Genomic DNA, 15,093 nt, shown 5'->3' on the forward strand with positions numbered 1-15,093 from the left:
CAGTCCGGCATCGCAACGATGCTGGAAGAACCCGCCACGCCGGCAGCGGGCTTCACCGGCAGTCTATCTGCCAACCTCGCCATGAGGACAACGGAAACACCAGTCAACCACTGAGGGCAATACCCAATGAGAAGACTCAAGCGTGATCCGATGGAACGAGCATTTCTACGCGGTTATCAGCATGGCATACACGGTAAATCTCGCGATCTCTGTCCTTTTTCTCATCCCGAAGTACGCCAAGCCTGGATTAACGGCTGGCGGGAGGGTCGCGGCGACAATTGGGACGGTCTGACCGGCGCGGCCGGTCTCCACCGATTGAACGAACTTCACGCGGTCGGCTGACACAATCACACCGACTTCGACTGGCACGCCCCATCCGGGCGGCGGGCTTGAAGCCCGGGGCTCCCATCGGGAGCCCCACCGAAGAACAGCTTAACTATTCGTTCCCTTCCGAGATTGCAGTGCAGCGATGGCGTCTACAGCCTCGCGAATCAGCGCTGGCCCCTTGTATATAAAACCCGTGTAAAGTTGGACCAGACTTGCTCCGGCCTCGATTTTTTCTGCCGCATGGCGCCCTTGCGTGATCCCACCAACGGCAATGATAGGCAAGCGGCCCGCCAGGGTTTCGGCCAACACCCGAACGGTGTGGGTGCTCTTTTCTCGCACCGGAGCACCAGAAAGCCCGCCCGCCTCATCGGCATGGGCAAGCCCCGCCACACCGTCACGACCCAGCGTCGTGTTGGTCGCGATAACTGCGTCCATTCCGGCCTGGAATATCGCTTCGGCAACCAGCCTGGTTTCCTCGTCGGTCATATCCGGCGCGATCTTGATGGCCAGCGGCACACGCTTGCCATGAAGCACTTCGAGGTCTTCGCGGCGCTGGCCAAGCGCGTCAAGCAGCTGCTTGAGCGAGTCACCGAACTGCAGGCTGCGCAGCCCCGGTGTATTGGGCGAACTGACGTTCACAGTGACGTAACTCGCCTGGTGATAAACCTTGTCCAGGCACAACAGGTAATCATCCTGAGCGCGCTTGACCGGCGTGTCGAAATTCTTGCCGATGTTGATACCCAGGATGCCCTTGAAACGAGCCGCATCGACCCGCTCCAGCAAGGCATCGACGCCGTGATTGTTGAAACCCATACGGTTTATGATGGCTTCGGCTTCGGGCAGCCGAAAAATGCGCGGCTTTGGATTACCAGGTTGCGGCCTCGGCGTCACAGTACCCACTTCGACAAACCCGAATCCGAGCTGCGACATTCCGCAAATCGCCTCGCCGTTCTTATCCAGTCCGGCCGCCAGTCCCACCGGGTTAGGGAAATCCAATCCCATCACCCGCACCGGCAAGCTAGCCGGTGCCTTGTTCAGCATGGCGTTAAGGCCTAGACGGCCGCCCGCGCCGATAAGATCAAGCGACAGTTCATGGGACGTCTCAGGCGTAAACTTGAAAAGCAGCTGGCGGGCCAGGTTATACATACGCAGCCAAGATCCTGGAAAGAGTGGCGCGAGAGTATAGCAGGCGGGCAGTACTCATAGCGGGCGCAACGTAGCGCCCTTATCTGGATCATCCAAAGAAAGGCGTCTATTCGAGTCTGCGCAAACGAATCAATTTGCCTTCCGGAGCAAACTCCATCTCGAATGAACCAAACACACCGGCAGTTGTCAGAAAGGGTCGCAGATGATGTGCCGGCAAGCTGACGCTCTTCCCTTCCCGGCTTTTGATCAGGATACGATTGGCGCGCCCCTGATAGACCGCCAGCAGCTTATCGGCGGGCAGTGCAATATCCAGCAAGAGGCTTGGCATGGAGGCTCCCTCATTGATCAGCGCAGCGATTTTGCCATACCGGCTCTCTAGCAGTGACCTGTCACTGCTGTTGGTTGCCGAACTCGCCATAGAAAAGCTCGGCAAATACGGTGCGCAGCGTGGACGGCTCTGCCACACTTCGACCGTTGCCCTATGCGTTCATCTACCATGATGAGTCTGCCCGAGCCGATGCCGCCCGTGACTTCACGAATCGTCAGATTTGCCCAACGCCTTGGATTGACCGGCAAATCGCCGCGTCAGGTCCTCGAGCACGCCAGCCAGATCAACTTACCCTTTGCCCCGCTCTCCGAGCCGGCGCCGAGCATCTTCTGGCACGACGGCCCTTGTCTGCAGCGATTCGCTGATCTACCGAGAAGCGCCCTATCCGGCCCGATTCAGGAAGACAAAGCCAAGGCTCACGCTGCGTTGACGCGGCTCGTGCGTCAGGAACAGAGCGCTTATCCATCGCTCGACTTACGTCAGGTTGACGGTCTCGGTGGGCAAAGTACTGACGGAGCAGTCTACCCGACCTTCGAAGCACTGGCCGCTACACCCGCTTGTCGCCAGTTACGCGTGATCAGCTACAAGGATTTCATACGGACCATCACCGCTGCGCTGCCGGGCTATAACGAACAGGCACCAATCGAGCTTCGTCAAGCCAGCTGGCTCGGCGAGCGGATTTACTGGAGCGGCGAGCACCATGCCGAAGCCTTCGCCTGTGCCATCGCCTACGCACGGCTGCGGGGGCTGGAGGTCAACCTTCCTTGCGAACTCACCGATTACCGGCTCGATGCAGCCGGTCTACAGGCCCTCGATAGTGACTACCACGCAGTCACCATGCCAGCACAAGCGTGGAGCGACCGAGGATTCATGGGCCTGCTGCTCGAAGCGAAGATTCCCTATGCGCGCTTGACGCTGCTGCGCAACGCTAATAACTCCGAGCTGCTCTTGCTGGACAAGGGGCAACCCGCTGCGAATGCATTGGGAGAAGGACTCAAGCTCGCCGGCGCTCCGGATATGGTTCGCTACTTGCGCGACCTGCCGCAGATTACGCGTTTCCGCCTCGGCAATCGGACGGTACAAGCGGACTGATCTATCCGACGCAGCTGCGTCGGAACTCAGACACCCCCTCGCCGACCAGCACCATTTTGCAGCTGAAAAAAAACGCCGATGCACAAGGCACCGGCGTTTCATCTCAGACGAAATCAGCCGCCAGGAAACCCGGCGGTGAATCGCACCTAGCGTCTCGCACTTTCCAGCGCGAGGTCTTGTAGCTCGCGACCCGCAACAGCGTACATGGCGTAATCCACACTGCTGGCGCTGCGCAGCTCGACCAGCATTCGCCGCCAACGCTCGACCTGATATTCCCGTTGCTCCAGCCAAAGCTGAACGCGTGCATCCAGGTTTTCAGGCGCGTCGGCCATCTGCAACACCGATACCGTAATGGCGCGCTGCTGACTGTCCAAATCATCGCGGAAGCTTTCCCGAGCCAGGGCTTGCCAGTTGTTGTCCACCGGCAGACCCGTCACCTGCTGAAGATACCAGGGCAACTCCAACGCGCCGCCGACAGCGAAGTAGGCCGCTGCAACTTCAGCGGGTGGCTGCCCTGTTTCATCAGCGGCTTCCAGTATTGGAAGCAGCGTATAGAGATGATTGGTGCCGGCCACCATTCGCGCCAATAACTCGGGCACCCCGGCGTCGGTGTACCGCTCGTAACGCGCCTGCCAAAGCTCGCGTGTTCCGCCCTGCAACAGCTCATCGAGCTTTAACCCGAGCGCCGCGACCCGCGGCCCGAAGTGCCCGACGTCACGTGCGGCGTCCAGCTCGCTTCGACGGTTGCGCAGGAACCAGCGGGTCGCTCGCCGCCCCAGCCGCATCAGTTCATCCATGAGGTTGAGCTGCAATTCGGACGGGACCTTGTAATCGAGCGCTTCGATCTGGCGGAACCAATGGGGTAGATGGAAGATGTCCCGCACAATTACATAAGCACCCGCAACGTTGGCGACACTCAGGCCGGTCGCCTCTCTGAGCCGCTGAACGAAGGTGATCCCCATGTTATTGATCAGGTCGTTGGCGATCTGCGTGCTGACAATCTCGCGCTTGAGACGGTGTTGCAGCATCGCCGGGCGATACTGCTCGGCTAGCAACTGCGGGAATGCGCTTTCCATCTCCCGAGCAAGATAGGCATCGTCCGGCACGCGAGACTGCAGCAGCGCCTCCTTCAGTTCGATCTTGCTGTATGAAATCAGCACCGACAGCTCAGGTCGCGTCAATCCCTTGCCCAGGTTTGCGCGCTCGGCCAGCACTTCGTCGCTCGGCAGAAATTCAAGCGCGCGATCCAGCAAGCCGTCCGCTTCAAGGGAAGTGATCAGTCGCTTGTATTCACTGCCGCTCTCATGGGCGCGACGTTCGGCCTGCGATAGCGCCTGGGTCTGCTTGTAGTTGTCATGCAGCACCAGTTCGGCCACGGCGTCGGTCATCTCGAACAACAACTGGTCGCGCTGCTTGCCGGTCATGTCTCCAGCACTGACGATCTCGTTGAGGAGAATCTTGATGTTGACCTCGTGGTCGGAGCAGTTCACCCCACCGGCATTGTCAATGAAGTCCGTATTTGCCGCGCCGCCCTGCAAGCAGTACTCGACGCGCCCCAACTGGGTGATGCCCAGGTTGCCGCCTTCGCCGATGACCTTGGCACGCAGCTCGTTCCCGTTGACCCGCAGGATGTCGTTGGCCTTGTCCCCAACGTCTGCATGGGTCTCCGCCGTGCTCTTCACATAGGTGCCAATGCCGCCGTTCCATAGCAAATCGACCGGCGCCTTGAGCAAAGCATGAATCAGTTCGGCCGGGGTCAGCTGATCCGCCTCGATCTCGAACCGCGCCTTCATCTGTGGCGTGATCGCGATACGCTTAGCTGAACGGGGAAACACGCCACCGCCGGCGGAAATCAATGAAGAATCGTAATCGGTCCAGGATGAGCGCGGCATATCGAACAGGCGCTGCCGCTCGACAAAGCTGCGCGCAGCGTCCGGGTCGGGATCGATGAAGATATGCAGATGGTTGAAAGCGGCTACCAGCTGCAAGGTTTCGGACATCAGCAAGCCGTTGCCGAACACATCGCCAGCCATGTCTCCAATGCCAATCACGCTGACGTTGTCGCGCTGGACATCGATGCCCCGCTCGCGGAAGTGCCGCTGCACCGAGACCCAGGCGCCCTTGGCAGTGATGCCCATCTTTTTGTGGTCGTAGCCAGCAGAACCACCCGATGCGAAGGCGTCGCCCAACCAGAAGTCGTACTCCGCGGCGATGCCATTGGCAATGTCGGAAAAGGTTGCGGTGCCCTTGTCAGCGGCAACCACCAGGTAAGGGTCATCCTCGTCGTAGCGCAGTACGTTGACAGGCGGTACGACGACGCCTTCTTTGAGGTTATCGGTGATGTCTAGCAGGCCGCTGATAAAGATCCGATAGCAAGCGATGCCCTCGGCCAGCACCTCATCGCGCGAGCCGTTGGTAGGCAGACGCCGTGGCACGAAACCACCCTTGGCGCCCCCCGGCACGATGATGGCGTTCTTCACCTGCTGCGCCTTAACCAGCCCTAGCACCTCGGTGCGGTAGTCCTCTTCCCGATCGGACCAGCGCAAGCCGCCTCGCGCGACTTTGCCGCCTCGCAGGTGTACGCCTTCCACACGTGGCGAATAGACGAATATTTCGAATTTTGGCGCCGGGCGCGGCATCTCTGGAATCGATCGCGAGTCTAGCTTGAAGCTGAAATAGCTCTTCGGTTTGCCGCTGGCATCGGCCTGATAGAAGTTGGTTCGCAGCGTTGCCTTGATCAGCGCCAGATAGCGCCGCAGGATGCGGTCCTCGTTGAGCACCGCAACGTCATCCAGAGCCGTGATGATGGCCTGTTCCAGCCGCGCCTGTTTATCAGCGAGGTCCTCTTCGCCGAGTTTGCGCGCCAGGTAGAACCGCATCTTGAACAGCCGCACCAGTTCGCGTGCGATGTCGGTGTGGTTGAGCAAAGCGCTGGCGATATAGCCCAGATCGAAGCCCATGCGAATCTGCTTAAGGTACCGGCCGTAGGCGCGCAACAGCGCGACTTCGCGCCAGGTGAGCCCGGCGGTCAGTACCAGCCTGTTGAACGCGTCATTTTCCGCCTGGCCGTTATTGATGGCAATGAACGCGTCCTGCAGCGGCTCGTTGATCTCCATCAGATCGATCTCGAGCCCTTCTGCATAGGTGAACGCGAAATCGTGAATCCAGTATTCACGGCCATCCTTGCGCCGCAGATGGAAGGGAAACTCTCCCAGAACACGTAGCCCGAGGTTCTCCAGAATCGGCAGCATGTCGGACAACGGCAGCGGTGTATCCAGGTGATAGAGCTTGCAGTGCAGGCGGTTTTCCACAGCCGTGATTGGCTGATAGAAGCTCATCACCAATGGCCGTTGTCCGCTGAGACTGAGCACGTGCTGCATATCAACAGCCGCCGATTGCGGCGCGAAACGTTCGCGATATCCAGCGGGGAAGCCTTTCGGGAAGTCGGCGAGTATCCCGGTACCCTGGGCTTCGCCAAAACGCTCGATGACCACGTTTGAGTAGTCGTCCTGCCAGGTTCGGCAGGCCTGAACCACCTCGTTTTCCAACTGGACTGGATCGAACTGCACCTGCTTGTGCGGATCCAGACGCAGCAGGAACTGCACGCGGATCAGCACGGACTCGGAGAAGTAGGTGGAAAATTCACAGCCGCTGGCTTCCAGGCGGTCCACCAGCACCTGCTGGATGCGCAGGCGGGTCTCGGTCGAATAACTGTCGCGGGGGACATAGGCCAGGCAGTAGCAGAAGCGCCCATACGGATCGATACGCAGGAACAGGCGCAGCTTGTTGCGCTCCTGGATTTGCACGATGGCAATAGCGGTGCTGAACAGCTGATCGAGCGTCATCTGGAACAACTCGTCGCGCGGCAGCACTTCCAATACCTGAGTCAGCTCCTTGGCCAGATGCGCCGAATCATCGAAGTGCGACCGCTCGATCACCTCCGCCACCTTGCTCCGAATATAGGGTATCCGCCGCACGCTCTGGGTGTAGACCGAGGACGTGAACAGTCCGAGGAAGCGGCACTCACGGGTAACCCGCCCGTGCTCGTCGAATTCACGAATGGAGACGAAATCCGGATAAGCCGGCCGGTGCACCCGGCTCGGAGTAGCCGCCTTGGCGAATGACAGCAGCAGCGGCTCGCGCAGATAGGCCAAGGCCGGCGGCATGATCAGTTGATCGTCAGCTTCAAGGCCAGTGCGTAGATGGCGCGACAGACCTAGTAGCGACGCCTCGTCATAAATAATGCGACCGCCCTCGCCCTGGTCGACAACCGTGAACTCTTCGTATCCGAGGAAGGTGAAATGATCGTCAGCCAGCCAGCGCATAAAATCCATGCTTTCAGCCAGTTGGGCATTATCAGCCGTTTGCAACATCGCCAGACGGGCATGGTGCTCCTCAGCCTTCGCCTTCATCGCCGGAAAATCGGTGACGGCCAGGCGTACCTCAGCCAGCACGCCATGCAGCGACTGCTCCAGCTCATGCAGAGCCGCGGCACTGGCGCAGCGATCGATTTCGACGAAGATCAACGACTCGGCTTCGCTGCCTTCACCTGAGCTGCCCTTGGGTAGTAATTCGACCAGGCTGCCATCCCCGTCACGGCGGACCTGCAGCACGCTGTTCTGCAGGGTGTGAATGGCATAGCCACGACGGGTCAGTTCCATGCGCACCGAGTCGACCAGAAATGGCATATCCGGGTGCAGCACCTCGACCACGCTGTGGGTCGACTGCCAACCGTGCTTTTCATAATCGGGGTTGAATACCTGAACGACAGGGCTGCTCGGGTCAAAACGCTCCAGCAGACGCCAACTGGCCAGCGTCGAGCCAACCAGGTCGGTCATGCGCCGCTGGGTCAGCTCGGGCAATGCGACGATTCCGAAAAACTGTTCGGCGAAGAGTCCCACTTGTGGCAGGAGTTTCTCGTCGACATGCTGTGCCAGGGCCACTTTCAGTTGTTGCTGAAAATCGGCTTTGCTGGCAGCTGTAAAGAACGCCATTTTTTCGCTCCATTCTGGCTTGGAATTCGACTTGGGCAGTCGCGGGACCTGACCGGCAACGCAACCTGTAAGTTCAACGTTAGTTCAGCGGACCGGGAATGCACCCCACTCTGGTCTCCTTAGTCTGGCGACGCCAGCGACCCAGCAGTCACATTTAATTCAGGCGCATGACGAACAATGCACGGCGCCGGCCAGTGCAGACCACTGGCTGATCTGGTGTGACGAACTTGCCGAGCCGCGCATAGCCGGCCCCTCGCTAATGAATTAAAGTCGTGCCGGTCGAGCGCCCGCCCCGACACGCCCCTGCAGAAGAGCCAAGCGATGGACCACCGTGAAGCCATAGTCGCATTGCGACACTTTCTTTCAACTCAGATTCTTGGTCAGGAACGGCTGATCGAGCGTCTGCTGATCGCCTTGCTGGCTGATGGCCACATGCTCGTCGAAGGCGCCCCGGGACTGGCTAAGACGCGGGCGATCAAAGAGCTTGCAGGTGGCCTCGAAGCGGAATTCCATCGCATCCAGTTCACGCCGGATCTGCTCCCTGCCGACATCACCGGTACCGAGATCTACCGGCCGGAAACCGGCAGTTTCGTATTTCAGCAGGGCCCCATCTTTCACAACCTGGTGCTGGCGGATGAAATCAACCGAGCGCCTGCGAAGGTCCAGTCGGCGCTGCTCGAAGCCATGGCCGAGCGGCAGGTCAGCGTCGGCCGCAGCACCTACGACCTGTCGCCACTCTTTCTGGTGATGGCCACACAGAACCCCATCGAACAGGAAGGCACCTATCCTCTGCCCGAAGCGCAGCTGGACCGTTTCCTGCTGCACGTTAAGTTGGGCTTTCCCGACGCTTCGGTGGAACGACGCATCCTGCAACAGGCGCGCGGTGAAGCAATCAATGGCGAAACCGCGCCCGAGCACCGAGTGTCTCAGCAGGCAATTTTTGCCGCGCGCAAGGAAATCCTTGGCCTGTACATGGCCGACGCGGTGGAGGAATACCTGGTGCAGCTGGTCATGGCGACGCGCACCCCCGCGAAGTTCGACGCAGAGCTGGCTGGCTGGATCGCTTACGGCTCCAGCCCGCGCGGTTCGATCTCGCTGGATCGCTGTGCACGCGCCCACGCCTGGCTGGCTGGCCGGGACTTCGTCAGCCCTGAAGACATTCAGGCCGTGCTGTTCGATGTGTTGCGTCATCGCTTGATCCTTTCGTTCGAAGCGGAAGCCGCCGGTATCGATCAGGATCGCGTCCTGCAGCGCATCCTCGACGTGGTCGCGGTGGCCTGATGCAACCCTCGCGGTCCGCCGACGACAGGTCGCCGCCTACGAAGCCCGACGATGGGATCCGGGTGAGCCTTGCCGAGCTGATCGACATGCGTCATCGCGTCCGTGAAGTGCCCTTGTTTACCAGCCCGCATCGGCGCAGCCAGTTGGTCGGCCTGCACCACTCGAAGCTGCGCGGGCGTGGGGTAGATTTCGATCAGGTGCGCATCTACCAGGCCGGTGATGATGTCCGCACCATTGACTGGCGAGTCACTGCACGCACGCAGGAGCCGCATACCAAGCTGTTTCATGAAGAACGCGAACGACCCATCTATCTGCTCGTAGAACAAAGTCCACGGTTGTTCTTCGGTAGCGAGCGGGCCTTCAAATCAGTGGTGGTTGCCCAGGCCGCCAGCCTGGTGGGTTGGGCCGCGCTAAGTCACAACGACCGCGTCGGCGGTCTCGTCTTCGGGCGCGGCGAACAGCAAGAAATCAAACCCCGGCGCAGCAAGCAGAGCCTGCTGCAACTGTTGGACCGCCTGGCCCGCGCCAATGCCAGTCTAGAAGCCGACCAGCCCGATGACCCCGAGGCCTTTGGCCTGGCCCTCAGGCGAGCACGCGAAGTGCTACGTCCGGGTAGCCTGGCGGTCATCATCTGTGACGAACGCGCCCTGAGCGATGCCGCGGAACAGCAGATGACCTTGCTTGCGCGGCATGTCGACCTGCTGCTGATCCCGGTCTGTGACCCACTCGATCATGCGTTACCGGCAGCCGGGCTGTTGCGTTTTGCGCAGTTCGGCGCTCGGCTGGAGCTGGACACCCATGACGCCGCGCTGCGACATACCTACCGACTGCAAGGCGAAGCGCGCAGTGCGCGCTGGAAACGTCTGGCTGACCGTTTACGCCTGCCGTTAATGCCGCTGAATACCTCGCGTGAACTAGTTGAGCAGATGCGCGAGCACCTCATCGGGCAGCATAAAGGCGCGCCCCGATGAGCACCCTTGAGCTTGAACCCCTCATTACCCCAGCGGCTGTAAGCTGGTGGCCGCTGGCGGCCGGCTGGTGGTTCCTCGCCGCCCTGCTGCTCAGCGTTGTTCTTCTGCTGAAATTCCGACCCTGGAAGCGACTCCAGCGCGGGAAACGAGGCGATTTGACCCAACACGAACAACCCCTCGACCCTCAGCGCCAGATTGCACTGCTGGAACTTGCCCAGTTGGACAAGCCCTACAATGGCCAACCAGCCAGCCACTGGCTGCAGCAACTCAATGCGCTGCTCAAACGCCTGTGTCGGATACGCTATCCGGACGATCATCCACATACGTTGAGCGGTCGTGCCTGGCTGGCGTTTCTTGACAATCGGTGTCCAGCGGCCGGATTGACGCGCTGGATGGTGTTGGTTGAAGGCACTTACCGCGCCGAGTGCCGGCTGGACGACAAGGCCATCCAAGGCCTAGAGCAGTCCGTGCAGATCTGGATTCGCAAGCATGTTTGAGCTGGCCTGGCCGTGGGTCTGGCTCCTGTTGCCACTGCCCTGGCTGTTGCGCTGGCTTTTGCCAGTATCCGAAAGCGGCGACGCGGCGCTGAAGGTTGGTTTTCTGGCCGAACTGGAAGCCCTTGCCGGCCGCCGGGCCGCCATCGCCCTGCCCGCCTGGCGACAGCAGCTACCCTATCTGCTCATTTGGCTTCTGCTGGTATTCGCGGCCGCGCGGCCACAATGGCTTGGCGAACCGCTGCCGCTTCCCACCAATGGTCGCGACCTATTGCTCGCGGTCGACGTGTCCGGGTCCATGGACTACCCGGACATGCAATGGCAAGGCGAAGAGGTCAGCCGGCTGGAACTGGTCAAACACCTGCTCGGTGACTTCATTGCCGAGCGGCGCGGCGACCGCGTCGGGCTGATCCTATTCGGCAGCAAGGCCTACCTGCAGGCACCACTGACCTTCGACCGGCAAACGGTACGCACCTGGCTCGATGAGGCTGTGATCGGCATCGCCGGGAACAACACTGCCCTCGGCGACGCCATCGGCCTAGCCGTCAAGCGCCTGCGCGAACGGCCAGCGAAAAGTCGCGTGTTGGTGCTGATTACCGACGGCGCAAATAACGGTGGCGAAGTCGACCCCTTGCTCGCAGCTCGCCTCGCCGCGGCGGCAGGCGTCAAGGTGCATACCATCGGCATCGGTGCAGAAGCGAGTGACAGCACGCTTAATCGCTTCGGTTTCAACCCCGGCGGCGATCTGGACGAAACGACCCTGCGCGCGATTGCCCATGAAACCGGCGGCGAGTATTTCCGAGCGCGTACGCATGAAGAACTTGAAGCAGTCGGTACCACACTCGACCAACTCGAACCTGCAGCCCAACAGCCGGCTCAGGCACGCGTGGCCACTGCGCTCTATGCCTGGCCTCTGGGGGGCGCGCTGCTGTTCAGCTGGCTGCTGGTCGCGCGCAGCATCTGGCCGCTATCGCTGCGTCAACTCGGCCGGCGGAGCACGCCATCATGAGCGAACTTCTGCCGCATTTGCTCAGACCGTTCTGGTTAATCCTATTGCCACTACCGATATGGCTGTTGTGGCGGTTATGGCATCGACAGCGCCAGACAGGCCGCTGGCAGCGCCTGTTGCCCGAAGCCTTTCATAGCGTTCTGCTCACCCGCGGCAAGCTGCGTAACAGCAAGCTCCCTTGGCTTCTGCTTGGCTCCGCCTGGCTTTTAAGCTGTCTGGCGCTGTTGGGGCCAAGCTGGCAACAGGTCGAGCAGCCCAGCCTGTCACGCACGGACCCGCTGGTGATCTTGCTGGAGACCACCCCGGCCATGTTGGCAACCGATGTGCGCCCAAGCCGGCTCGAGCAGGCCAAACGCAAGATCATCGATTTGCTCCAGACCCGTCAGGACGCGCAGACGGCGGTGGTAGTATTCGCCGGCAGCGCTCACACCTTGGTGCCGCTGACCAACGACATGGCCACCACGCAAAACCTTCTGGATGCATTGAAACCCGACCTTATGCCCGAACCTGGTTACCGCGCTGATCTGGCGGTGATGCAAGGCATCGAACTGCTCCAGCAGGGCGCCAACGGCCGCGGCCGCTTGCTGCTGATCGGCAGCAGCCTGAGCGCGCCAGAACGCACAGCAATCGAGCAACTGCTCGAAGACAGCGATCAGTCGCTGCTCCTGCTCGGCATCGGCACCGAACAGGGCGCTCCGATTCCCCGTGAGGACGGCAGTTTCTTTAAAGATGATAAAGGCGCCATCATCATTCCTCGGCTGGACGAAACTGCCATGCGGCGTTTTGCCAGCCGTATCGGCGGGCGCTATCAGCAGGCTCGAGTCGATGATGCGGACCTGCGCAACCTCGGTTTACTCGAACGCAACGGCAAGCTCGTGGCCCAAGACGAGACCACCCGGCTCGACACCTGGCATGACCAAGGCTACTGGCTGCTACTGCCCCTATTGTTGCTTGCAGCCTGTGCCGGACGACGGGGCTGGCTTTTCTGCTTGCCACTCTTCCTGTTCGTCCCGCAACCTGCCAGCGCTCTAAGCTTTGACGACCTCTGGCTGCGCCCCGATCAGCAGGGCATGCGCCTGCTGGAGTCTTCTCGTCCAGACGAAGCCGCGAAGCACTTCAAAAATCACCAGTGGCAGGGCTATGCCCGCTACCAGGCCGGAGACTTTGCCGGCGCCGCCGAACAATTCAGCCAGGGCGACTCCGCAGCAGACCACTACAACCGCGGCAATGCCTTGGCACGCAATGATGAGCTGAAAGCCGCCATCGAGGCTTATGAGCAAGCCTTGGAACTGGACCCCGGCCTGGACGTTGCGCGGCGTAATAAAGCCGCAGTCGAAGCAGCCCTACACCAGCAACAGACTCAGGAAGAAGCCAATCCCGACGAGTCGACACCGCAAGAACGGCCACCTGAAGCCGCCCAGCACAAGCAGGCGCGCGGAAGCAACGGGCCAGCCGCATCGCCTGCCTCGACGGATCAAGCCACGACGCAGGCCCCGCCAAGCCAAGCGGGCGAGGTGTCGAGCGAAACACAGAACGAGGCCCCTCCCGAGTCCAACTCAGAAGCGACCGACCAGCCGATCGCACAAGCGCAGCAAGTGCCCGTCGATCCCGAGCAGGATCAGGCAATGGACCAGTGGCTGCGCAAGATTCCGGACGATCCCGGCGAGCTGCTAAGGCGCAAGTTTCTTTATGAACAACGCAAACGGCAGGAATTGAATCGATGATGCGCTGGATGACATTGGTGTTTCTGCTCCTGCTGGGCCTGCAGACGAACGCCGCCACCTTGCTCGCTCGGGTCGACCGCACCGAATTGAGCCTGGACGAAACGGTCGAACTCACTCTGGAAACGGCCGACGGCACCGCCTTTGGCAAGCCCGACTTGCAGCCACTCGACGGGCTTTTCAAGGTGTCCGGTACTCGCCAGAGCAACCAGCTTGCCGGCGCCAATGGCGAAGCGAAGGCGATAACCCAATGGCAGGTCACGCTCCAGCCACTGCAGACCGGCTATGTCGTCATTCCCCCTCTGGAACTTGGCGATGCCCGTAGCGAACCCATCACCTTGCATGTCACCGAGCCCAGCGCCGGAAATAGCGACCTTCTTGCTCCGATTTTCATCGACGCCAGCCTCGATCAGGAAGTGGCCTATGTGCAGGCACAGGTGTTGCTGACCCTGCGTATCTACCATTCCGTATCGCTCTACGACGACAGCACCTTGTCCCCGCTGCAAATGAGCGACGCGCTGGTAGAGCGGCTGGGCGAACCACGCACCTATGAAAAAGACATCAATGGGGTTCGCCACGGCGTGATCGAAATCCGCTACGCGCTGTTTCCGCAGAAGAGCGGCGAGCTGACGATCCCCGCACAGCTGTTCAGCGCCACCACGGTCGCACCCGCGACCGGTGATCAGTACGGCTCCAGATTCGGGCGTTCGACCCAGGTGAAATCTCCCACCATTCCGTTGACGGTCAAAGCCAAGCCAGCTGAGTATCCCGCCGACGTCCCCTGGCTGCCTGCCCGAAGCCTGACGCTGGTCGAAGCCTGGAGTCCGGAGCCGGCGGAGGCTCAACTGGGTGAAGCCCTGACCCGCAGCCTTTTGCTGAAAGCCGACGGATTGACCAGTAGCCAGCTGCCACCCATCGGTTCGACCGAGGTTCCAGGCCTGCGCAGCTACCCCGACCAGCCGACCCTGAACAACGAAATCACCGCCAACGGCGTCAGCGGCAGTCGCGAGCAGCGCGAAGCCCTGGTCGCGACGCGCACCGGTGATTTCCAGCTCCCACCCGTTGAAGTGGTCTGGTGGAACACCCTTGAGGATCGCCTGGAGCGCAGCACTCTGCCTGGGCGGAACCTGCTGGTGGCCGACAACCCGAACATTCAACAGCCCGCCATCGACGCACCAGACGTGCCTGAACAGCGTGAAGCGCGTCGGCTGTGGCCCTGGCAGCTGAGCAGCGCCTTGCTGGCGCTGACCACCCTGCTCGGTTTTGGCCTGTGGCTGCATGCGCGTAGCCAGCCTGCGGTGATCCGCACCGTGCAGACCGGTCCGACCCCGCGCAGCCTGCTCGATGACCTGAAACGGGCTTGCCTGGCCAATGACACCCAGGCTACCCGCCATGCACTTGATGCCTGGGCGCGTCAGCAGCCCGAGACGCTGGCCGATATGGCGGCGCGCTTCGAGCCGCTGTCCGATGCACTCGACGGGCTGAACGGTGCGCTGTACAGCGAGACCGGTCAACGCTGGCAAGGCGAAGCCTTGTGGCAGGCCATTCAGAGCCTGCCGGCAAGACAGGCTGGCGATGCAGAACGGGAAGCCAGCGCACTGCCGCCGTTGTACCCGCGCTGAATTGGGGACCCAGTTCCGGGGTGGCGGCCAGTCCATTCGCCGCTGCCGCTGGTTCGTGCGCTGACTAGATAGACGCGTCGTGTCCTGCGCTTGGCATGTGGCTTGCTA

At 61.1% G+C, this 15,093-nt stretch carries 11 protein-coding genes; 8 read left to right on the forward strand and 3 right to left on the reverse strand.

Annotated elements, in window-relative coordinates:
- Positions 1-126 precede the first annotated feature (126 nt).
- Positions 127-342, forward strand: coding sequence for a ribosome modulation factor (locus tag C1896_13790; GenBank protein AZZ45873.1), 216 nt, complete (start codon positions 127-129; stop codon positions 340-342).
- 90 nt (positions 343-432) lie between these two features.
- On the opposite strand, the gene C1896_13795 is transcribed toward C1896_13790, so the two are convergent.
- Positions 433-1,473: a quinone-dependent dihydroorotate dehydrogenase gene (locus C1896_13795; GenBank protein AZZ45874.1), complete on the reverse strand. Its 1,041-nt coding sequence runs from the start codon at positions 1,471-1,473 to the stop codon at positions 433-435.
- Between the two features lie 106 nt (positions 1,474-1,579).
- Positions 1,580-1,801 carry a DUF2835 domain-containing protein gene (locus tag C1896_13800; GenBank protein ID AZZ47675.1) on the reverse strand — a complete coding sequence of 74 codons (222 nt, stop codon included), beginning with the start codon at positions 1,799-1,801 and terminating at the stop codon, positions 1,580-1,582.
- Between the two features lie 168 nt (positions 1,802-1,969).
- On the opposite strand from C1896_13800, the gene C1896_13805 reads away from it, so the two are divergent.
- Complete coding sequence (locus tag C1896_13805; GenBank protein ID AZZ45875.1) at positions 1,970-2,893, forward strand: hypothetical protein; 924 nt, start codon at positions 1,970-1,972, stop codon at positions 2,891-2,893.
- A 146-nt stretch (positions 2,894-3,039) separates the two neighbouring features.
- On the opposite strand, the gene C1896_13810 is transcribed toward C1896_13805, so the two are convergent.
- Entirely contained in the window at positions 3,040-7,887 is a 4,848-nt protein-coding gene (locus C1896_13810) for an NAD-glutamate dehydrogenase (GenBank protein ID AZZ45876.1), read from the reverse strand.
- 321 nt (positions 7,888-8,208) lie between these two features.
- Between C1896_13810 and C1896_13815 the strand changes: the two genes are divergently transcribed.
- Genes C1896_13815 through C1896_13840 form a run of 6 tightly spaced genes read left to right on the forward strand, consistent with a single transcriptional unit; the run spans position 8,209 to position 14,985 of the window.
- On the forward strand, positions 8,209-9,168 hold the full coding sequence (locus tag C1896_13815; GenBank protein ID AZZ45877.1) for a MoxR family ATPase: 960 nt from the start codon (positions 8,209-8,211) through the stop codon (positions 9,166-9,168).
- Positions 9,168-10,139, forward strand: a complete 972-nt coding sequence (locus C1896_13820) for a DUF58 domain-containing protein (GenBank protein ID AZZ45878.1) — start codon at positions 9,168-9,170, stop codon at positions 10,137-10,139. Before C1896_13815 ends, C1896_13820 begins: the two co-directional genes overlap by 1 nt.
- Positions 10,136-10,636: a DUF4381 domain-containing protein gene (locus C1896_13825; GenBank protein AZZ45879.1), complete on the forward strand. Its 501-nt coding sequence runs from the start codon at positions 10,136-10,138 to the stop codon at positions 10,634-10,636. Before C1896_13820 ends, C1896_13825 begins: the two co-directional genes overlap by 4 nt.
- A complete protein-coding gene (locus C1896_13830) occupies positions 10,629-11,642 on the forward strand; it encodes a VWA domain-containing protein (GenBank protein AZZ45880.1) in 1,014 nt (337 codons plus the stop codon). Before C1896_13825 ends, C1896_13830 begins: the two co-directional genes overlap by 8 nt.
- Positions 11,639-13,366, forward strand: a complete 1,728-nt coding sequence (locus tag C1896_13835; GenBank protein AZZ45881.1) for a VWA domain-containing protein — start codon at positions 11,639-11,641, stop codon at positions 13,364-13,366. Before C1896_13830 ends, C1896_13835 begins: the two co-directional genes overlap by 4 nt.
- On the forward strand, positions 13,363-14,985 hold the full coding sequence (locus C1896_13840) for a protein BatD (GenBank protein ID AZZ45882.1): 1,623 nt from the start codon (positions 13,363-13,365) through the stop codon (positions 14,983-14,985). The genes C1896_13835 and C1896_13840 overlap by 4 nt, the downstream gene beginning before the upstream one ends.
- Positions 14,986-15,093: the final 108 nt, after the last annotated feature.

Source organism: Pseudomonadaceae bacterium SI-3 (assembly GCA_004010935.1).
Classification (GTDB): domain Bacteria; phylum Pseudomonadota; class Gammaproteobacteria; order Pseudomonadales; family Pseudomonadaceae; genus Stutzerimonas.

Coding starts and splice junctions, on each gene's coding strand:
- C1896_13830 (AZZ45880.1), top strand. CDS start 10,629: ATGTTTGAGCTGGCCTGGCCGTGGGTCTGGCTCCTGTTGCCACTGCCC.
- C1896_13835 (AZZ45881.1), top strand. CDS start 11,639: ATGAGCGAACTTCTGCCGCATTTGCTCAGACCGTTCTGGTTAATCCTA.
- C1896_13790 (AZZ45873.1), top strand. CDS start 127: ATGAGAAGACTCAAGCGTGATCCGATGGAACGAGCATTTCTACGCGGT.
- C1896_13825 (AZZ45879.1), top strand. CDS start 10,136: ATGAGCACCCTTGAGCTTGAACCCCTCATTACCCCAGCGGCTGTAAGC.
- C1896_13800 (AZZ47675.1), bottom strand. CDS start 1,801: ATGCCAAGCCTCTTGCTGGATATTGCACTGCCCGCCGATAAGCTGCTG.
- C1896_13805 (AZZ45875.1), top strand. CDS start 1,970: ATGATGAGTCTGCCCGAGCCGATGCCGCCCGTGACTTCACGAATCGTC.
- C1896_13795 (AZZ45874.1), bottom strand. CDS start 1,473: ATGTATAACCTGGCCCGCCAGCTGCTTTTCAAGTTTACGCCTGAGACG.
- C1896_13815 (AZZ45877.1), top strand. CDS start 8,209: ATGGACCACCGTGAAGCCATAGTCGCATTGCGACACTTTCTTTCAACT.
- C1896_13810 (AZZ45876.1), bottom strand. CDS start 7,887: ATGGCGTTCTTTACAGCTGCCAGCAAAGCCGATTTTCAGCAACAACTG.
- C1896_13820 (AZZ45878.1), top strand. CDS start 9,168: ATGCAACCCTCGCGGTCCGCCGACGACAGGTCGCCGCCTACGAAGCCC.
- C1896_13840 (AZZ45882.1), top strand. CDS start 13,363: ATGATGCGCTGGATGACATTGGTGTTTCTGCTCCTGCTGGGCCTGCAG.